Below are 19,966 nucleotides of genomic sequence, written 5' to 3' on the forward strand. Positions count from 1 at the left end.
TTGCGTTCACTGTATGGTTTTTGGATAACAATCCAATAGGCAATAAAAAGAGCCCGCTTACGCGGGCTCTTTTGCTTTAACAGCTAAAGTTGGAAAAGGGGCAGACCCACGCGGGTCTGCCCCTTTTTTGTACCCTCAGAACCCCATGAATCTACCGGGCCCTCCAGAGAGGAGCGCACTGGGATAGAGTAGAACCATGCAATACCCCATGTTTTCCCACGCACCCGAGCAAATCGATCAGCAGCAACAGGCTAATGAAGAACGGACTGCGGCACTCTACGTAGAGAGCTCGCTGGAGCCTCACGAAGCATGGGCAGCACTCACCGAATACATTCACCTCTGGTGGCCCAGGCAGATCCTACAGAGCGAGGAAAGCCATATAGACCTCTCTACTGAGCTGCTGCTCGAAGAGACAGCAGACGGGGATATTATTCCTGTGGCACGCATTATCCAATGTGAGAATGAAGACGTCCTCACCATCGCACCCTACCCGGGTACATACCTGGGGCGCCTCATGGGAGTAGACGAAGATGCAGAAGAAAGCCTGAGCTTCATCCTGGATGCCCTAGCCCCGGAGACTGCAGAAGGACCGCTATCCCTACTCGAGATCAGTAGCGGCACCTACACAGGTCGTGAGGACGAGGAACTAGGAATCTACGAGGGACACGAAGAAGCGGCTGCGCTACTCATGGGCGCATACGCTCGCTTTATTGGATCTGAGCTCGAGAAAGAAGAACTCTAAAAGGTACATAATCAAAGGGCCTGCTCGACCCTGTAGAGTGGTATGTCATGAGCACACAGGAGCAGAACACCGCACAGCAGAAGGACGCACGCCCCATCTGGGCGCGGCTGCGCACTAAAGCTGTGGCAGAAGAGGCACAACCTCAGCGCTACAGCAAGACTGATGTGCTGAAGCAGAGCAATATCTGGTTCCGCAAACAGGGCGTACCCCTCATCATTCCTGCACGTCAGCGTGCTCTCGATGCGTTCCCCCGCTCCGTACCCTGGATCCTGTGGGCGAGTATCATGCACGTCTGCTATATCTTCCTACGCGATATCCTCATTCTCGTAGTTGATAACGCAAATGGTTCCCTCCCGGAATACATTAAAGCCATCACGACCAACACCGCGCTCAGCGATGAAGTGCTACCCATGCTGGTGCTCGGTGGTATCTTCCTCGTGATGCCGATAATCTCCGGTGTGTTCATTACTCTTGCCCATATACTCATGGTCCGCACCCCGCAGTGGGTTCAAATCACCACGGGTATTCTTACCGTACTTTTTGCCGGCATGCTCTTTGTCGCCAGTGTCTTTGAATCCAGCAGCCTCGACGGCCTCGACTTCGTCTACGACGGTTCCCAAGTATTCCCGCTCATCGTTGTGGGCATCTACCTCGCCATCTTCCTCGGCGTAGACACCATCCTAGGGTGGTCCTTCAAACATGCCATCCACCAGCTCGCCTCCCTGCCACCCATGATTGCGAAAGTACTACCCGTACTCATGGTGTCCGTGCTCTTCATCTTCGTGAACGCAGACCTCTGGAAGCTCGCCAACAGGCTCAGCTTCCCACGCACCTGGGCTGTTCTGGGGCTCATGGGACTCCTCGCCGTGTTCGTGATCGTCACGACCTCCCTAGAGCGCACAGCGCGCCTTCTGGGCCGCAATAGAGGCGACGACATTGCAAGCTTTACCGAGAACGACTACGAACGCGCCGCGGCCCTCGAAGGGGGAATCTGGAACACCGTCCAAGACTGGGTCGAAGAGAAGAAAATCCTCGAACACCGACCCCTCAAAATTGCGTCCTGGGGCAACCTTATCATCATCCCTATGATTGGGCAGATTATTCAGGCGAGCCTCTTTATGTTGCTCGTCTTCGGGTTCTTCATGGGGTTCTCCTCCATCGCCATTAGCGACACCACCATCGAATCCTGGATGACCGTCAAACCCGAACACCTCAAAATCCTCGGCGTAGACACCAACATCAACGCCGTGGTCATCAAGGTGTCCATGATCGTTGCCGTGTTCTCCGGGCTCAGCTTCGTCGCAACCACCAGTAGCGACGAAAAATACGCCCGAAGCTTCCTCAAACCCATGATCGAGCGAATCAAGCACATCCTGGTTATTCGCGATATCTACCTGGGCCTGCTTACCATGCCCAAAAACGAGGTACTCATAACCCTCGAAGAGGAGAAGAGCGCGGAAAAGGAGACCGACAAGGCATAAAAGGGCTCCTCAGGGGGGTAGAAGCTAGTGGGTCGACAGGTTCATCGTCAGCAGATTGAACACCAGGTATGCCATCAGAAGTGCCGTCGCCCCATCCAAAACACGCCATGCCGAAGGACGCGCAAAGAGCGGACGAAGCAGACGCGAACCGTACCCCAGCCCCAAAAACCAGATAATACTACCGCAGCAGCACCCCAGGTAGTACCACCAACGGCCAGGATCGCCCTGGGCGTTCGCCAGCGAACCCAAAAGAATAGTCGTATCCAACCACGCCAGCGGATTCAAATACGTCACCGCCGCCGTGGTCAGCAGAGCCGCCTTCAACGACTGAGAATCGCCCTCCGCATCATCCACCACGATGGAATGCGGGGTAAACACACGCCGCCCAGCCTCAAAACCAAACCACGCCAAAAACGCCGCACCCACATAACGGAACACCTCAATGAACCACGGTGCCGCATCCAACAGAGCGCCCAGGCCCACCACGCCCAAGCCAATCATCAGAGCATCCGACAGAATGCAGAAAATAATGATTGGGGTAATATGCCGACCCAAAATACCCTGACGCAGCACAAAAGTTCCCTGGGCACCAATAGCCGCCACCAGAGAAATCGTGGTGGTAGCACCCAGAAACAGCAGGGACAGGGAGGTGGACATGGTGAAACTTTCTATGCGGGTCAAACGGGGCGCGGGCTTCGCGGATATGCGGGTGGTGGCTCCTCTAATACCAGCTTGCCAGGCAAAAGCATGCGACACAGGGATTATTGCCCCGATAGCTAGAGTGTGAAGCGCCAGAGACGAGAATACGGGAAAACAAACCCTAAATCTATCTAAATATTTTCACACTGCGTAAGATATTCTTATGACACGTTTCAGTACCGACCAGCTCTCCACCTTTGCCGCCGTCATCGAATACGGCACTTTCGATGCCGCGGCAGATGTTCTGCGAGTGAGCCCCTCCGCCATCTCCCAGCGCATCAAAGCCATGGAACAGATCGCCGGAAAGGTCCTGCTACGTCGAAGCAACCCCGTCACCCCCACCGATGCTGGACAAAGCGTGCTGCGCATCGCCCGTCAGAGCGAATTCCTGCAGCAAGAAATGGAACGCGAACTCATGGGTGCTGGCGGCTTCCAAAGCGTCTCCGTGGCGGTCAATGCCGACTCGCTCGCCACCTGGTTCATCGACGCCGTCGGAACTCTCAGCCGCGAAGACAGCATCTTCTGCGACCTGCGACGAGAAGGTGAATTCCACTCCTCCGCCATGCTCCGCTCCGGAGAAGTCATGGCAGTCATCACCTCCAAACCCGAAAAAATCCCCGGCTGCTCCGTTGAAACCCTCGGAGTGGCACGCTACTGGTGCGTCGCAACCCCCGACTACGTACAGCGATACCTACCCGGCTGGCCCAAGCGCGTAAGCCGCGAAGAGCTCAACCGTGCCCCCGTCGTCGAATACGACCGCAAAGACTTCGTGCAGGACGTAGCGCGAGTCCTCATTGAACAAGAAGTAGGTCTGGAGGCTGAAGAAACCTTCACCCAAAGCCCCACCATCTACATTCCCTCCTCCCCGGACTATGCGCGCGCCGTCAGCGCCGGTATCGCCTGGGGTCTCATTCCCGAAGCGCAATGCGCCGAAGAGCTCGCAAGCGGGCACCTCGTGAAGCTCGCCGCAACCCCCGTAGAATTCCCCCTCTACTGGCAGCGCTGGAACATCAACTCGCCCGTCATGGAACCCGTAACCCGCCGCGTCCACGAAGCGGCACGAGGCGACCTGATCTACTAGAAGAGGATGGCTCCGTGAGCTATATGGAACGCCACCAGGTGGCTCTCTACCTCGCCTCCATGGCCGTGGGAGGTGCCAGCGCGGGGCTGAGTGGGTGGAGCCTAGTTTCTGAGCAGCTCGTGCCCTACGCGCTCGGTGCGCTCCTGTGGACCAACTTCGCTCTCATGCCTCTAGTCGGCATGAGTGTCGGTCAGCATAAGAGGCTCGCTCGCACGGTCGTGCTGGTGGCTACCCTTGGAACCCCGATTCTAGTTGCGCCTCTGGTCTCCCTCTTCATTCCCGAGGGCGGCCCCATTGCTCTAGCCACGGTGATTGTTTTGCTGGCTCCATGCGTGGATTACGTTGTGGTTTTTGCGTGTATTGCTGGAGGGGAATATCGCGGTTTGCTGGCGACAACGCCCTATCTTCTTGGTACCCAAATCGTTTCTATTCCATTCTGGACTAGTGCGTATGCATATATAGGAATATTAGATATTGGGGTGGTGGGAGAAATATTCCCCCTTCCCACCGAAAGCTACCTCAGCTTGGCACCGCTCATCGTGCCCCTGATAGCCGCCTACCTCGTGCAACGCTGGTCAACCCGCTCACCGCAGCGTCAACAAGCCTACGAACGAGTACGCACCATGAGCGATACCGCGATGATTCCCCTCATGTGCCTGCTCCTTGCTCTCATGTGCTCCGCCTACACCCCGGCGGTACTGAACGAAACGCAGCTCATTCCCCGACTCGCCGGACTCTACCTCACCTACGCCATCCTCGCAGGAGGTGCCGCCTGGTGCCTCAGCAAGGTGATGGGACGACCGGAACGCATCTCCGTAACCTTCAGCGCTGTCACCCGCAACGCCCTCATCATCTACCCCGTCGTCGCGCTCTGCGCACAACGCCTGGCACACAACGGGAACCCCGAAGCGAGCCTCATGGGCGCCACCGTACTCACCCAAACCCTCACCGAGCTGCTCATCATGGTCGCCATGACCGCAATCTTCCGAGTAAGAACTAAAGACAGGTAGCGTGCAGGATCTCTAACCCCAGCTCCTGCCAAACAGGCGAAACATACAGAGAGGCGGCCGCCCCACACGGGACGGCCGCCTCTCTATAAGCTCTAACGCCTAAGTCATAACGCCTAAACTCTAGCGCCAGCGAGTCATCATCAGCATGCTCACCATCATGGCGCCCACACCAACACTCACATTCCACATACCCAAATCAGGAATCGGGAACAGGCCCTGCGTAATGTAGAAAACAATAATCCACAGAATGCCCACCGCCAACAGCGAGAACATAATCACGCGGTACCACAACGGAGTCTGCTCCTTCAGCTGCGTGCCGCTCTCCATCTCACGAGCAATCTCACGCAGACGCAGCTCGCTCGCATCCTCCACCTCAGACTTAGCAGACTTCTGAGACTTCTTCTTGGACGATGCCTTAGCCGAGTTGGTCGACATACTTCCTCCGCTTATTGTTGTATGGGTAACCTAAAAATATATGTTCACACCTATCTTTGCAGACTTACGGGATGATTTCACCTTCTCCCCGCGTTGAAAGATAAGGAACGCCACCCGGCGCCCAAGAACATACCAACCCAAAGGACAAAGGAGAACGCATGAGCCAAGGAACGGCACCCACCGCAGAGCGCCGCCCCCGCACCGTGCTGCACTGGATTATCCAGATTACAGGCGAACTCCTTATCACCGTCGGCCTCCTGCTACTGCTCTTCGTCGCATGGCAGCTCTGGTGGACCAACATCGACGCCGACCGCACCCAATCCCAAGCCGTCAGTACCCTCGTCCAGGAATTCGACTCCACCCCCGCCGAACCCCTCCCCGACTGGGACCCCAACACCCCTCCCGCAGGTCTGAGCGAACCCGGCCACGGTGAAGTCTTCGGCATCGTCTACATCCCCAAGTTCGGATCCGACTACCAGCGCCCCGCCACCCAAGGCACCAGCTCCGACGTGCTCGACTCCCTCGGACTCGGCCACTACGAAGGAAGCGCCATGCCCGGACAGATCGGCAACTTCTCCCTCGCAGGCCACCGCCAAACCCGCGGTAAAGTCCTCAACGACATCGACCTGCTCACCGAAGGCGACCACATCTACGTGCGCACCAAAGACGGCTACTACACCTACACCGTCTACAGCCACGAAATCGTGCAGCCCGACCAGGTAGAAGTCATCGAACCCGTCCCCGGACAGCCCGGCGTAGCACCCACCGAGCGCCTCCTGACGCTCACCACCTGCCACCCGCGCTACGGCGACACCGAACGATACATTGTCCACGCCCGCCTCGAATCCTGGCGGCCCGCCGCAGCCGGAGCGCCCGCAGAAATTGCCGCCTCCGTAGCAGGATCCTAAATCAGAGAGGAAAAGCAAGATGTACGCATGGATTTTCCGCCACCTCCCCGGCCCCCTGTGGGTTCGCATCATCATCGCCATCGCGCTGATACTCGCCGTAGTCTACCTGCTCATGGAATTCGTCTTCCCCCACTTCGCAGAGTACGGCCCCTTTAACCTGAACGTCACCATCAACCATTAGCGCTAAGGACGTGCCATGACCCGCATCCTTGTTATCGACAACTACGACAGCTTCGTCTTCACCCTCGTCGGCTACATCCAGCAGCTCGGCGCTGAAACCACCGTCATCCGTAACGACGAATACGAACTCGACGCCGTCATCAAGCTCGCCGAAGAACACGACGGCGTGCTCGTCTCCCCGGGCCCCGGCGCCCCCGCAGAAGCCGGCGTCATCATTGACACCATCCGTTGGGCAGCCGAAGCGAAGAAGCCGCTACTGGGCGTATGCCTCGGCCACCAGGCCATCGCGGAGGCATTCGGCGGCACCGTCACCCACGCCCCCGAACTCATGCACGGCAAGACCTCCCGCCTCGTGCACGAGAACGTCTCCGTGTTCAAGGACGTGCCCAACCCCTTCACCGCGACCCGCTACCACTCCCTGGCAGTTGTGCCCGAAACCATGCCCGAGGTCCTGGAAACCACCTCCACCACCGACAACGGCATCATCATGGGTCTGCGCCACCGCGAAGCCCCCATGCACGGCGTGCAGTTCCACCCCGAGTCGGTCCTGACCGAAAGCGGATACCTCATGCTCGGCAACTGGCTCGAAGAAACCGGCCTGCAGGGAGCCGCAGAGCGCTCTAAGAGCCTCTCACCCCTCATGGCTTAGTACCTTAGCCTTAGATGCCCCCAACGGCTTATATCGCCTCCAGAAGCCCCGTAGCAGACACGCTACAGGGAAACTGGAGGCGATAGCTATATCTGGATCCCTAGCTACGAGCAAACCCAGATACACGAACAAGCCCAGATACGCGAAAAGGGGCGGCCCCCCACACCCAACGGTGTGGAGCGCCGCCCCTTTTGCTAACCTCTAGAACCCCTTAGCGGGCGTTAGCGTTTGCGTTATTAGCGTTGTTCGCATTGGTATTCGCGTTAGTACCCTGAATCGTACGGGTACCCGCAGCAGTGGACGCAGCCGGTGCCGGAGTAGCCGTAGCGGTAGAACGCTGCTGATTATTCGCTGCCGCAGTCGGCTGAGTAGTAGCTGCCGCAGTCGGCTGAGTAGCGGTAGAACGCTGCTGGTTCTGGTTACCAGTGGTAGCGTTCTGGTTACCGGTCGCTGCCGCAGGCTGAGTAGCCGCAGTAGTTGGAGCGGTCGTCTGAGTCGGAGTAGCAGCCACACGGATCGTCACAGTGCTGTTCTGAGCCACCAGAGTACCCGCTGCAGAGCTCTGCGAAAGCACAGTGCCCGCAGGACGCTCGTTAGTCTGAACAGTCTCGATGTTGGTGTTCAGCAGAACATCCTGAGCGGTCAGAGCAGCAATCGCCTGATCCTTGGTCAGACCCACCAGCGAGGGGACCTTCACCTTACCGGAAGACAGGACAATGTTCACGGTGCTACCAGCCTCAACGGTCTGAGCGCCCTTATCATCGGTCGAGCCCTTCTCCGGGGACAGCTCCACAACCATACCGGCAGGAACGGAAGCGCTCTCCACAGTGGAGACGCGGCCATCCACCAGACCCAGGTCCTTCAGAGCGTTACGGACATACGCCTCACTCTGACCCTGCAGGTTATCCGGTAGCTTGACCTTCTCCGGACCGCTCGAAACAGTCACAACCACGGTCGAGCCCTTATTAACCGTAGAACCGACACCCGGCTCAACGTTGATAACGTCGCCCTTCTTGATGTTGTCCGAGTAGCCCTGACGGTACTCCACCACGAAGCCTCGGTTACGTAGCTGGTTATCGGCATCATCGCGGGAAACATTCACCACAGCCGGAACCTGAACCTGCGGAACCTCATTGAGCTTGTTCTGGTAGTACAGAACCGAGCCGACACTGAAAACCAGCAGAGCCACAATCAGAGTACCCACAAGGAAACGAACCCACGCACGCTTACGCGGCGAAGACTCATCGTACTCTGCGTACTCCTCATCGTCGTACAGTTCCTCATCGTCTTCATACTCGAAGAAGCCGTTGAGGCCGCCATCCTCCACCGAAGCCTCAGTAATCGAGGTGGTGTACGGGGCGTAATCCTCACCCAGGGAAGCAGTAGTCGCCGAAGGAACAAAAGCAGTAGTCATCGCTGCATCCTGCACCACGGTCTCTTCACCCGGGCGAACAACCGACACCAGAGCCTGAGCGAACTCAGCCGCGCTCTGATAACGCTCATCCGGGTTCTTCGCCAGACCCTTCAGAATCACAGCATCCAGACCAGCAGGAACCTCAAGCGGGGTGAACTTGCTCGGAGGCTCAGGGGCATCCGAAAGATGCTTAGCCGCGAGATCAACATTCGACTCAGCGTCAAACGGAGAACGACCAGCAATCATCTCGTAAATCACGCAAGCAGCAGAGTACAGATCGCTACGGGCGTCAACATCCTTGCCGCTCACCTGCTCAGGGGACATGTAGCGTGCGCTACCCATCACCACATTAGCCTTGGTCAGCGCCTCGCCAGCTTCCTCAATGGCACGGGAAATACCGAAATCCATGACCTTAATCTGGCCGGGCTGACCCTTAGCGATATCCTCACTGGTACGGTCCAGCACCATAATATTCGCCGGCTTAATATCGCGGTGAATAATGCCCATCGAATGGCTGTACTGCAAAGCACCCAGCAGCTGCTCGGAATAACCCAAAGCATCACGGACCGGCAGGTGGCCGCCACGGGACAGAATGGAACGCAGAGTATGACCCTCCACGTACTCCATCACGATATAAGGAATAGCGGTGCCCTCTTCCGAAGAATCAGACTCCTTGCCATCCTGCGAGGGGTTATACGAACCGGTGTCATAGACAGCAACAATCGCAGGATTGTTCAGAGACGCCACAGCCTCCGCCTCACGCTTAAAGCGTGCGCGGAACGTATCGTCCTGGGCCTGCTCCGGGCGCAGAATCTTAAGCGCAACCTTGCGGCCGAGGCGAGTATCCTCAGCAGCATAAACGGTTGCCATCGCACCGGTACCGATTACCTCGAGTACCTTGTAACGGTTATCAACCGTGTCGGGAACCGACAGGTCCATAAGTTCTCCTGGATTACTAAGACTAAAACTAAATCAAAATGTAGGGGCTAACGCGCCGACGCGGAAGCGGAAGCAGAAGCCGACGCAGACGGTGCAGCAGAAGCGCTCGCACTCGAACCCCTACCCGAACTGGAAGAGGCCACATACATGTCTACATTACTACCAACCGTGACCTTGGTGCCAGATGAGGGGGTAGTACGAAGCACCGTACCGGGGGCCGCCGTGTCCGAATTCTCATAATGCAGAGAAACGTTCACACCCAGAGCAGCAACAGCCTTCGACGCCTCATCAACGTTCTTACCCTCAAGGTTCGACGGCAAAGTTACCGACTTCGGACCGGTCGAATAGCGAACAGTCACGCTATTACCCTGCTCCAAAGTACCCGTCGGAGAAACCGAAATCACCGTGTTCTCCGGCTGAGTCGACTCAACACCCTCAGTCTTGGGGGATAAGCCAAGGTTCTTCAGCTCGTTCACCGCATCCTGCAGCTCGCGACCCTCATAGTTAATCGCGTTGACGGTCACCTTCTGCTTAGCGGCACGGGCAGAAGCAGACTCAGCCGGCTCCACCGTCGAAACGGTACCCGTGTTCGTTGGAGCAACAGACGAAGAAGCGCTCGGAGCCGGATCAGACGAATCGCCACCATTATTAGAGGAAAGGACCGTCCAAATACCGCCGGCAATCAGCACGATTGCCAGAAGCAGAGCAACCCACATCCACACGTTCGAGCCACGCTTCGCTGCAGGAGCAGGAGTAGCCTTCACACGACCTGAAACCGGACGCATCGTCTGCGCACTCGTGCGAGGAATCGGCGCCGTCGTCGGCTCCGGCGAGAAACGACCACCAGAACCGAAACGCGGAGTAGCAGAAGCACTAATCGGCTCAGCCGCAACATCCATAGCGGTCATCGCGACAGTAGCGTCGTCAGCGTTCTCCTCAGCCAAGAACTGAGCCAAAGAAGGAACAGCCTTCACCGCAGCCTTCAGGTCGCGGCGACGAATCGCATCCACCGCAGACGCCAGAGCGGTCGCATCCTTAGGACGCTGAGCCGGGTCCTTCGCCAACAAGCACATAATCAGCGCACGAGCAGGAGCCGGGATGGTCTCCGGAAGCGGCGGCGGCGGATCATTCACCTGAGCCAACGCAATCGCAATCTGCGACTCACCCGTAAACGGACGACGACCCACCAGGCACTCATAACCAATAATGCCCAACGAGTACATATCCGAAGATGCGGTAGCAGCCTGACCGGTTGCCTGCTCCGGCGCCAAATACTGGGCGGTGCCCATCACCTGGCCGGTAGCCGTCAACGGCACCTGATTAGCCAGACGAGCAATACCGAAATCAGTCACCTTCACGCGATCATCCGGGGTGATGATAAGGTTACCCGGCTTCACGTCACGGTGCACCAGACCCTGCGAATGAGCCGCAGCCAACGCGCGAGCGGTCTGAGCAATGAAGTTCAGAATACGGTCCGGCGGCAGGGTAGTCTCATGCTCGATGATGCTCGAAAGCGGATTACCCGGCACCAGTTCCATGACCAGGTACGCGGAGTTGTCCTCCTCACCGTAGTCGAAAACATTCGCTACGCCGGGGTGGTTCAACAGCGCCGTATTACGGGCCTCAGCGCGGAAACGCTCCAAGAAGCCCGGGTCACCGGTGTACTCCTCCTTGAGGATCTTGACCGCAACGATGCGTCCAAGCACCTTGTCGCGAGCTTTCCACACCTCGCCCATACCGCCAATCGCGATACGTTCGGTTAGGGTGTAGCGCCCGCCCAAAGTGATATCAGCCGCAGGCCTCACTTGTTCAACACCGCCTCAAAGAGTTGCTTACTAGTACTGGTTGCCAACTGGGCACCGGTCGCCACATCAATATCCTCATAAACCACAGCAATCGCAATCTGAGGATCATCAGCCGGCGCGAAACCGGTAAACCAAGAATTATTCAAACCTGCCGTGGTCTCCGCGGTACCGGTCTTACCCGCCACCTTCACACCGGAGACACCAGCATTACGTGCAATACCATTATCAACCGCATTCACCATCCACTGCTTCACCTGGTTGGCAATTTCAGGGCTAGTGGACGTACGCAGCTTCTCAGGAGAGAACTCCTGCAAAGTGCTCAGGTTGCTGGTCTTCACCGAACGAATCAGGTTCGGCTTCATCTGCACGCCGCCATTTGCAATCGCTGCAGAAGTCATCGCCACCTGCAGCGGAGTGGTCTTCACGTCGTACTGACCAATCGCCGACTGGGCCAGCTGGCTCTGCGTCAGATTCGACGGGAAAGACGACTTAGAAACCGTCAAAGGAATCTTCAAATCCTGGCCGTAACCAAAATTCTCAGCGGTCTTCGCGATACGCTCCTGACCCAAATCCATCGCAATCTGCGCAAACGGCGTATTACAGGACTGAGCCAAAGCCCACTCAATCGTCGCCTGAGTGCGGGTCGAACACTGACCGCCCGTATAGTTCGGCAGGCTGATGTTCGTGCCCGGCAGCGGCAACTGCGCGGGGTTCGCAATGACCGAAGATGCGTTGTACTTGCCGGACTCCAGCGCCGCCACCGCATCAATAATCTTGAAGGTCGAACCCGGCGAATAGGTGTTACCCGCAATCGCACGGTTAAACAAGGGGCTGTCCTCATCCGAAGTCAGCGCCTGGTAATTCGCCAACACCGAAGAGCTCGTATGAGACGACAAAAGATTCGGATCATAGGACGGCGAAGAAGCCATCGCCAGAATCTCACCAGTCTTCGGGTTCAACGCCACCACAGCACCCTTACGGCCCTGCAACGCGTTGTAGGCAATATCCTGAAGCTTCGAATTGATCGTCAGCTCCACGCTGGCGCCCTGTGCGGAAGAACCGCTAAACAGCTGCGCCACACGGTCGTAGAACTGGCTATCGCTCGTACCTGCAAGCTCCTTATCCATAGCAGCTTCCAAACCGGTCGCGCCATAAATCGTGGAGAAGTAACCCGTCAGAGCCGCATACTTGAGCGGGTGGTTATACACACGCTGGTAGTTGTACTCATCATCGGACTTCACCGACGAAGCAATCTCCGTACCATCAACCACGATTGAGCCACGTGCCGAACCGTAATTATCGTAGAGAGCTCGGGAATTCCACTGATTATTCATCAGAGTCTTCGAATCGAAGAACTGAATATAGCTGAGGGTGCCCATCAGCAGGACAAACACGCACGCGGCAGACATCCACATGCGGCGAATAGCCCTATCCATTCTTCTCACCTCCAGAATCCTTAGCCGTAATACGCGCCAGAACGCTAGTAGCACCCTCCGGCTCGTAGCTAGTGTCCGCATGGTCAATACCCTGCGGAGCATCATAACCAGCCACCAGGTGAGGTGCGCGGGCACTATGAGAAATAGACAACCACAGCGCCACAATAATCCAGTTAGCCACCAACGAGGAGCCACCGGCAGACATGAAAGGAGTCGTCAGACCAGTCAGCGGAATCAAACGAGTCACGCCGCCAATCACCACGAACAGCTGCAGAACCATGACCGTAGACAGGCCGGCAGCCAATAGCTTGCCGAAACCATCACGAGTACCCAATGCCGCACGGTAACCGCGCGAAACCAGAAGCATGAACATCATCAGGATGGCACCCAGACCCACCAGGCCCAGCTCCTCACCCAACGAGGAAATAATCATGTCCGAATTAGCGTACGGGACGAGGTTCGCGCGGCCCTGGCCCCAACCGCGGCCAAAAAGACCGCCGTAAGCCAGACCGAAAACGCCCTGCAGAATCTGACCCGAACCGCCAGGAGACGCCTGGTAAATCTCCGGATCAAAAGCATGCACCCACGCATAAATACGGGCGTGCACGTGCGAGACATAGTGGTACGCGAAATAGCCACCCACAGCCATACCGATACCCGCAACCACCAGCCACGAAATACGACCGGTCGACAGGTACAGCATCGCCATGAACAGACCAAAGAACATAATTGCCGAACCAAGGTCCTTCTGGAACACCAGAACACCCAGGCTCACAATCCACGCCAAGAACACCGGCGCCAAATCACGCAGACGCGGCAGATTGATAGGGCCGATGCGGCGGCCAGCCACCAGAATCAGGTCACGGTGCGTCGCCAAATAGCCGGCGAAGAAAATCGCCAAAGTAATCTTCGCGACCTCACCCGGCTGGAACGTTCGGTTACCGATATGAATCCAAATACGAGCACCATTGAGCTCCATACCCAGACCCGGAACCAGCGGCATGATGAGCAGAATCATCGACAGCACCAGGGAGGTGTACGTGACCTTACGCAGCAGGCGGTAATCCCTGAGCACGAACACGATAATCGCGCACAGCACCATCGACACGCCGGTCCACATCAGCTGACCATCACCCACCGGAGCCGCAATCTGCGGATCCAGGCGATAAATCATGGTCAAACCAATGCCGTTCAGAGCCACCACCAGCGGCAGAATAAACGGATCAGCATAACGCGCACGGAACTGCATGACCAGGTGAATAAGAAGAGCACCGGCACCCAGCACCACCGTGCACGGCAGCCACTGGCTCTTCGACGTATCAAAAGCATGCTCCGGATCAATCAGGTACATGCCGAACGAGCTGATACCTACCGCCAAAACCAGCAGGAAAAGCTCCGTGAAACGGCGTGCACGAGGCGCATCCGACTCACGACGGAACGAGAACTTAGCCATTGTTCTCACCGCCCTCTGCCGCAGGCGCGGAGGAAACCGTAGCCAGCTCAGGAGCCGGGGACGCCGAATCAGAGCCCGGTGCCCCAGAGCTTGGAGCCTCACTGGGCGCCTCAGAGCTCGGGGAAGCAGAAGCCGAGGCAGACGCGGAAGCAGACGCAGCGGCTGCAGCCTGCTCAGCCTTCTCACGAGACTGATCTGCCTGAGTCTTCAAACGAGTCACAATCTGGTGCGCATCATCCAGGTCCTTCGCCGTAATCGCATTACGCAACAAAGAGCGCGTATGATCGCTCAACTCACTCGTAGGAATATCGGTATTCTCCACCACGTGAGAAAGACGAATCGGACCCAACGCATGCGGAATACCGTTGTACACCGCAACCGTGCCGTCACTTTCACCCACATAGTAGCTACGCTCCACATAGCGCAGACCGGTCCACGCAGCCAGCGTCACAATAGCCGCAACCAGCAGAGTAATGAACAGGCGAATCGACCACGACCGCGGACGCGAACGCTCAACAGTATCCTCAGCGATCAGCTCCTCCAGCTCAGCCGGCAAGGTCGCCTCATCAGACTCAACCTTCAAAGGCACACGCTGAGCCACCGTCGCACGATGCTCCAGGGTACGCGAAGTCACCGCCGGAATCATGCCGGTCTCAGTAGCCACCGAAGCGGCACCAACCAGCTGATGCGGGCGGGAACCCAATTCGCTACGCAAGATCGCAGCATTCGTAAGAGCCGCATCCACGGCGTTATCGTACGTACCGATATGGTGACGCACCGCCCCAGAACCACTGTGCAACAGGGTTCCAGAGAAGTCACGAGCACGACGGAAACGGCGCAACGACCGACGATGAGGCTCCTCAGAGTCCTCATCATGGTGCGCACCCAAAATAGCCTCAGCAGCCTCAGCCGTAGCAGCAACCTCGGGAAGCTTCTGAGTATTCGTGCTGACCTCCTGCTCCGCCACAATCGAATCAGGCAGAGCAGACTCAGGCAGGCTCGAAGGACCCACCGGCTCATCCACCGGCAGAACCTCACGGTCAATCACCTGCAGGGACACAACCGTCACGTTATCCGGAGCGCCACGCTCCAAAGTCATCGCAATCAGAGTGTCAGCAATCTCAGACAGATCATCAGTAGAACGCATCACCTGCTCAATCTCCGATAGGGACACCACAGCATCCAAACCGTCAGAAGAGAGCACCCAGCGCTCGCCGGGAACAGCGTCCAGAGTCTTCAACTCCAGCTCAGGGGACGCGTCAACGTCACCCAGAACGCGCATAATCACGTTCTTATGCGGGTGGTTCTCCGCCTCCTGCGGGGTAATGCGACCCTCATTGAGCAAGCGCTGCACAAACGTATGGTCAGTAGAAATCTGCTCAAACTCACCATCAGCACCCGGGCGCAGACGATACGCACGCGAGTCACCAATATGAGCCAGCTCAATACAATCGCCATCAATCAGCAGGGCAGTACAGGTCGTACCCATACCCGCCAGCTGCGGGTCATTCGCCGCCAGCTCATTAATAATCAGGTTCGCACTCTGAATCTCATCAGCCAGATAAACGCCGCCAGTACCATCCTCAAAATCAGGGTGATCAAGCGGAGTCAGATTCAGAACCGTCGTAGCCGACGCAACATCGCCGCCTACGTGGCCGCCCATACCGTCAGCAACGACAGCAAGGAAACGACCACCGTAGCCGGAGTCATCATTCTTCGAGCGTTTCAGACCCGTATCAGAGCGGGCCTCAAAACGAAAAGCAATCTTCATACACTAGCCCCTCAACTGCATGGTGGTACCGCCAACGCGGAAATCATCACCGGGCTCAATCGGGGTCGCACGAGTCAGACGCTCGCCATTGACGAACGTACCATTAGTAGAATTCAAATCCTCCAGGAACCAACGGGAACCCTGAGGGAATAGGCGCGCATGGCGACCCGAGGCGTAATCATCCTGCAGGGACACCTCAATGTCATTAGCGCGGCCAATAGTAATCGGGTGGTCCCCCAGCTGCATCATCGCGCCAGCCTGCGCACCGGCAGTAATAACAAGCTGCGAAGGGCGAGTCGGCGGAGGCGCAATATGGGTAGCCTCCGGAACCGCATCAACCGGTGCCGCACGATAGTTCTTACCCAAACCAAGGTCACGGCGAGCCGCCGAAACCACCAGGAAAACAAAGAACCAAATCAGAGCCAGAAAAGCGTAACGAAGGATAGTAACGGTCAATTCAGACGCCATTAACGGACACCTCCGGTCGAACTATGGAAGATGATGCGGGTATTACCCATGCGAAGCAGCGAACCGTTCGCCAGCACCACCGGCGCACGCAGAGGCGCACCATTAATCAACGTGCCGTTGGTAGAACCCATATCGGAGGCGACCACCGCACCACCCTGCATCGAAAGCTGCAGGTGACGGCGAGAAACGCCCTTATCGTCCAGACGAAAATCAGCATCAGAACCGCGGCCCAGCACAAACGGCAGATGGTTCACCGGGTGCATGCGACCCTCAATCTCCAAGAAGAAACGGGGAGCCGCCGCAGGGGGCGCTACAGGCATGTTCAGGCGAGCCGCAGGAGCCTGCTGAGGCGCAGGGCTGGGTGCAGGCTGAGCCGGCTGAGCAGCCGGCTTCGTAATGCGGGTCGGCAAAGAAGACTCACGCGGCGGACGCACCGGCGCGTAGTTAGTGGCGCCGCGCAGAGACGGGGATGCCGGAGCCTCCGGTACAGAGAACGGCTCGAAAGTCGCAACAACCTCAAACTCGCCCTCAGAGAGAGAATCAAGAACGTTGAACGTCACGCGAACCGCGCCAATGAGGGTGTAACCCTGCGCGCGGGCGTGCGAAATCGCCAAATCGCACAGCTCAACAGCAAACGGGTTACCCCACTCGCGCACGCGCGGGAAATCGACCGGCGCAAAACGGAGAGTATAGACATTAGGAGCCATAGTGCGACCACTGCCGTCCACGTAGGACTCGTCATCCATCATGATGCGGACGCGGTTAGCGACATCCGCCTTCGCAAAGGTGCCGAAGCCCTTGGAAAGGCCGACAGTGCGGCCGATGCCTTGCTCCAGCTTGCCCAGCTTGTCGAAAAACTTCATGCCGCCTCCTTCTCAACGACCATTCCGAGCAACAGACCGCGCAAACGGTCTTTATCCGAAAGGCTCAGTTTAACGAGCGTGTCTGTGCGTTAGCTGTGTGTCCTGTGAATGAACACACCCGGTTCTATTTTAGGTGATGCACTCGCCATCGCTCTGGAACCCCGTCATTTAGCGGGGAATTGGTTATGGATATGAAAAAATCCCCGGTTCTTTCGAACCGGGGATCGTTGGTGCGCGAGGGGGGAGTTGAACCCCCACGCCCTCACGGGCACACGGACCTGAACCGTGCGCGTCTGCCTATTCCGCCACTCGCGCATGTGTCTTACGGTGTATCACCGCAGGCAACACATAAAACTATACGGACTGCATGCGGTGCTGTCCAATCGAGAGTGTGTGACCTTCGTTACTTAGTGTTGGTGGGGGTGTCAGAAAGAGACTCTGAAGCACTATCGGAGGCGCTATCCGGGGCACTATCAGACGCTCCACCGGAAGCAGCCGCATCGGACGCAACCGCGGAACCCCGCTCCCGCGCCATACGCTCCTGTTCAGCACGCTCCCGGTCAATACGCTCCAAACGCGCACGCAACAACCACGTCACCGGACCCACATACGGCAGGCACAGCACCAGCAGAAGCCACTTCAGCTTCTGTACCTCCGAAAAATGCGGGTTCCGATGAATCGTCACCAAGCACAATAGCGCCAACGCAATACCTGCCAGAAATACAACCGTGACCACCAGCTCCAGTACGGCACGCCAATCCATAAGCCCTCCTAATATCCTTCCTAAGCATACAGACCCGGAGGAATCCACAAGCCCTCAGGGTAGTTCAAGGAGGTGTTCAGAGCCTACCCCGATGGGCAGCCCCATACGCCCCTCAAGCACGCAAAAGGGCCCGCCCCGCACACGGCAGGACGGACCCTCCAACAATGCCTTACGCAGAAACCTGCGCGCGGCTCACAAACTAGCGGCTAGCCTTCTTAGCCTTCTTCGCGGCACGACGCTCAGCAGTCTTCGCATCATACTCAGCCCAGAACTCACGGGTAGTCACCGCGTCAGTGCCATCCCACGCCGCCAGATTCTTAATCTCCGGCATATCCGAAGCCTTGAAAATCGGCTCCAAACCAGCCTTACGCTGAGCCTCGTAATTCTTCAAGACCGCAACCACCTTCGGAGTCAGCAGCAGCACAGCCGTCAAGTTCACAATCACCATGCCGGCATTCAACATATCCGCGGTAGTCCACACCAGATCCAGCGAAGAAATCGCGCCGAAGAACACGAACACCAGAACCAGCACGCGGAAAATCGTCAGGACCACCTTGTTCCCGGTCACGAAGCGCATATTCGACTCGCCGTAGTAGTAGTTACCAATCACAGTCGAGAACGCAAACATGAAAATCGCGATCGTCAGGAAGTGAACCGCCCAATCGCCCAGCTGCATAGCCAACGCCGACTGAGTCAGCGACGCACCGCGAGAACGATCACCATAAGTCGGGTTCGACAGCAGAACAATAAACGCAGTCACAGTACACGCCATCATCGTGTCAAAATAAACACCCAAAGTCTGCACGTAACCCTGCTTAGCCGGGTGAGAAATAGTAGCGGTCGCACCAGCGTTCGGAGCAGTACCCATACCCGCCTCATTAGTCAGCAGGCCACGCTTCATACCCCAAATCACGGCACCCATGGTACCGCCGGTCACAAACTCCTTAATGCCAAAAGCGCCCTGGAAAATCATCAGCAGCATATTCGGAACCTCGGTAATGTTCAGCAGAACAACCAGCAGACCCAACAGCAGATACAGTACCGCCATAATCGGCACCAGCCACTCAGTCACCGAAGAAATCGCGCGAATACCACCGAAAATAATAGCCGCAGTCAGCGCCACCATAATCAGACCAATAGTGATGCGGAAGCCCATCGAGTTAGTACCCGAAACATCAATGCTGAACGAGTTCGCCGCAGCATCCACCACAGCATTCGTCTGAACCGCCACAAATACAAACGCATAAGTGACCACAATGAACGCCACGAAGATGTAACCCATCCACGGAGCATTCAGGCCGCGCTTCATGTAGTACGCCGGACCACCAATATAGGAATCCTTACCGCGCTCCTTATACAGCTGACCCAGAAGGGACTCCGCAAAAGCAGAAGCCGCACCAACAGCAGCAATAACCCACATCCAGAACACAGCACCCGGGCCACCCATAGCAATAGCCAAAGCAACACCCGCAACAGTACCGGTACCCACACGAGAAGCCGCCGAAACAGTAAACGCACGGAACGAAGAAATGCTCTTCTTACCGTCAGCCTCACGAGCAACCGGGTCACCCAGGACACGGACCATTTCCTTAATGGAACGCCACTGCACACCGCGAGTACGGATCGTAATGTACAGACCAGCCGCAATCAGAGCGTAGTAGAGGAAATTACTCCACATCCAGTTCTGCACGGCATCCACGGAGGAAGTCAGTTCCGCAGTCTGCGTATTAATGTCCCCGATGATATTCAGAAGAAAATCCACTCGGCACTCCAATCTTGAAAGCAAAAAGCCCGCACGCTCAAACCCGAAAGACGGACAGCGTGGGGGCTACATTGCTGGGTGGCGCGGACTCAAAGCCGCGTAACGGA

General features: G+C 57.1%; 18 protein-coding genes and 1 tRNA gene. 7 read left to right on the forward strand and 12 right to left on the reverse strand.

The features are described from left to right. Positions 1 to 208 precede the first annotated feature (208 nt). Both HMPREF2980_RS04285 and HMPREF2980_RS04290 read left to right on the forward strand, forming a co-directional pair. Positions 209 to 742, forward strand: a complete 534-nt coding sequence (locus HMPREF2980_RS04285; protein ID WP_246823251.1) for a GTPase — start codon at positions 209 to 211, stop codon at positions 740 to 742. A gap of 47 nt (positions 743 to 789) precedes the next feature. After that, the gene (locus HMPREF2980_RS04290; protein ID WP_070633871.1) at positions 790 to 2,223 is read left to right on the forward strand and encodes a D-mannonate dehydratase; all 1,434 of its coding nucleotides are present in this window, start codon (positions 790 to 792) and stop codon (positions 2,221 to 2,223) included. A 24-nt stretch (positions 2,224 to 2,247) separates the two neighbouring features. Here the strand turns inward: HMPREF2980_RS04290 and HMPREF2980_RS04295 are convergent, their stop codons facing one another. Continuing rightward, positions 2,248 to 2,880: a LysE/ArgO family amino acid transporter gene (locus HMPREF2980_RS04295; protein ID WP_049354383.1), complete on the reverse strand. Its 633-nt coding sequence runs from the start codon at positions 2,878 to 2,880 to the stop codon at positions 2,248 to 2,250. Between the two features lie 205 nt (positions 2,881 to 3,085). On the opposite strand from HMPREF2980_RS04295, the gene HMPREF2980_RS04300 reads away from it, so the two are divergent. Together HMPREF2980_RS04300 and HMPREF2980_RS04305 are read left to right on the forward strand one after the other, a co-directional pair. Continuing rightward, a complete protein-coding gene (locus tag HMPREF2980_RS04300) occupies positions 3,086 to 4,003 on the forward strand; it encodes a LysR family transcriptional regulator ArgP (protein ID WP_070690344.1) in 918 nt (305 codons plus the stop codon). A gap of 14 nt (positions 4,004 to 4,017) precedes the next feature. Next, positions 4,018 to 5,013, forward strand: a complete 996-nt coding sequence (locus HMPREF2980_RS04305) for a hypothetical protein (RefSeq protein ID WP_070633874.1) — start codon at positions 4,018 to 4,020, stop codon at positions 5,011 to 5,013. A 120-nt stretch (positions 5,014 to 5,133) separates the two neighbouring features. Here HMPREF2980_RS04305 and HMPREF2980_RS04310 read toward each other — a convergent pair whose 3' ends face one another. Beyond that, the gene (locus tag HMPREF2980_RS04310) at positions 5,134 to 5,448 is read right to left on the reverse strand and encodes a cell division protein CrgA (RefSeq protein WP_005507388.1); all 315 of its coding nucleotides are present in this window, start codon (positions 5,446 to 5,448) and stop codon (positions 5,134 to 5,136) included. Positions 5,449 to 5,606: 158 nt separating this feature from the next. On the opposite strand from HMPREF2980_RS04310, the gene HMPREF2980_RS04315 reads away from it, so the two are divergent. From HMPREF2980_RS04315 to HMPREF2980_RS04320, 3 genes are read left to right on the forward strand one after another with little or no spacing between them, the layout of a single operon-like run. Next, positions 5,607 to 6,356: a class E sortase gene (locus HMPREF2980_RS04315; RefSeq protein WP_070690346.1), complete on the forward strand. Its 750-nt coding sequence runs from the start codon at positions 5,607 to 5,609 to the stop codon at positions 6,354 to 6,356. A 19-nt stretch (positions 6,357 to 6,375) separates the two neighbouring features. After that, positions 6,376 to 6,537, forward strand: a complete 162-nt coding sequence (locus HMPREF2980_RS09510) for a hypothetical protein (protein WP_005508086.1) — start codon at positions 6,376 to 6,378, stop codon at positions 6,535 to 6,537. A 15-nt stretch (positions 6,538 to 6,552) separates the two neighbouring features. Next, positions 6,553 to 7,185, forward strand: coding sequence for an aminodeoxychorismate/anthranilate synthase component II (locus tag HMPREF2980_RS04320; RefSeq protein WP_049328052.1), 633 nt, complete (start codon positions 6,553 to 6,555; stop codon positions 7,183 to 7,185). Between the two features lie 211 nt (positions 7,186 to 7,396). Here the strand turns inward: HMPREF2980_RS04320 and pknB are convergent, their stop codons facing one another. The 10 genes from pknB to HMPREF2980_RS04370 form a co-directional block, all read right to left on the reverse strand. Continuing rightward, on the reverse strand, positions 7,397 to 9,538 hold the full coding sequence (gene pknB, locus HMPREF2980_RS04325) for a Stk1 family PASTA domain-containing Ser/Thr kinase (RefSeq protein ID WP_070690348.1): 2,142 nt from the start codon (positions 9,536 to 9,538) through the stop codon (positions 7,397 to 7,399). Between the two features lie 47 nt (positions 9,539 to 9,585). After that, a complete protein-coding gene (locus HMPREF2980_RS04330) occupies positions 9,586 to 11,343 on the reverse strand; it encodes a protein kinase domain-containing protein (RefSeq protein WP_049341959.1) in 1,758 nt (585 codons plus the stop codon). Further along, complete coding sequence (locus HMPREF2980_RS04335) at positions 11,340 to 12,779, reverse strand: peptidoglycan D,D-transpeptidase FtsI family protein (protein WP_070690350.1); 1,440 nt, start codon at positions 12,777 to 12,779, stop codon at positions 11,340 to 11,342. Before HMPREF2980_RS04335 ends, HMPREF2980_RS04330 begins: the two co-directional genes overlap by 4 nt. Further along, a complete protein-coding gene (locus HMPREF2980_RS04340; RefSeq protein ID WP_005507381.1) occupies positions 12,772 to 14,232 on the reverse strand; it encodes an FtsW/RodA/SpoVE family cell cycle protein in 1,461 nt (486 codons plus the stop codon). The genes HMPREF2980_RS04335 and HMPREF2980_RS04340 overlap by 8 nt, the downstream gene beginning before the upstream one ends. Beyond that, positions 14,225 to 16,003 carry a PP2C family protein-serine/threonine phosphatase gene (locus HMPREF2980_RS04345; RefSeq protein ID WP_070690352.1) on the reverse strand — a complete coding sequence of 593 codons (1,779 nt, stop codon included), beginning with the start codon at positions 16,001 to 16,003 and terminating at the stop codon, positions 14,225 to 14,227. Before HMPREF2980_RS04345 ends, HMPREF2980_RS04340 begins: the two co-directional genes overlap by 8 nt. 3 nt (positions 16,004 to 16,006) lie before the next feature. After that, complete coding sequence (locus HMPREF2980_RS04350) at positions 16,007 to 16,471, reverse strand: FHA domain-containing protein FhaB/FipA (RefSeq protein WP_005507379.1); 465 nt, start codon at positions 16,469 to 16,471, stop codon at positions 16,007 to 16,009. Further along, positions 16,471 to 17,334 (reverse strand): FhaA domain-containing protein, encoded by an 864-nt coding sequence (locus tag HMPREF2980_RS04355; RefSeq protein WP_070688778.1) that lies wholly within the window; start codon positions 17,332 to 17,334, stop codon positions 16,471 to 16,473. The genes HMPREF2980_RS04350 and HMPREF2980_RS04355 overlap by 1 nt, the downstream gene beginning before the upstream one ends. A 228-nt stretch (positions 17,335 to 17,562) precedes the next feature. Continuing rightward, positions 17,563 to 17,649: transfer RNA gene (locus HMPREF2980_RS04360), tRNA-Leu, on the reverse strand. Positions 17,650 to 17,737: 88 nt separating this feature from the next. Continuing rightward, positions 17,738 to 18,097 carry a PLDc N-terminal domain-containing protein gene (locus tag HMPREF2980_RS04365; RefSeq protein ID WP_070644382.1) on the reverse strand — a complete coding sequence of 120 codons (360 nt, stop codon included), beginning with the start codon at positions 18,095 to 18,097 and terminating at the stop codon, positions 17,738 to 17,740. Positions 18,098 to 18,296: 199 nt separating this feature from the next. Then, on the reverse strand, positions 18,297 to 19,859 hold the full coding sequence (locus tag HMPREF2980_RS04370) for an alanine/glycine:cation symporter family protein (RefSeq protein WP_070690354.1): 1,563 nt from the start codon (positions 19,857 to 19,859) through the stop codon (positions 18,297 to 18,299). Positions 19,860 to 19,966: the final 107 nt, after the last annotated feature.

The organism is Rothia sp. HMSC076D04, assembly GCF_001814645.1.
Lineage (GTDB): Bacteria > Actinomycetota > Actinomycetes > Actinomycetales > Micrococcaceae > Rothia > Rothia mucilaginosa.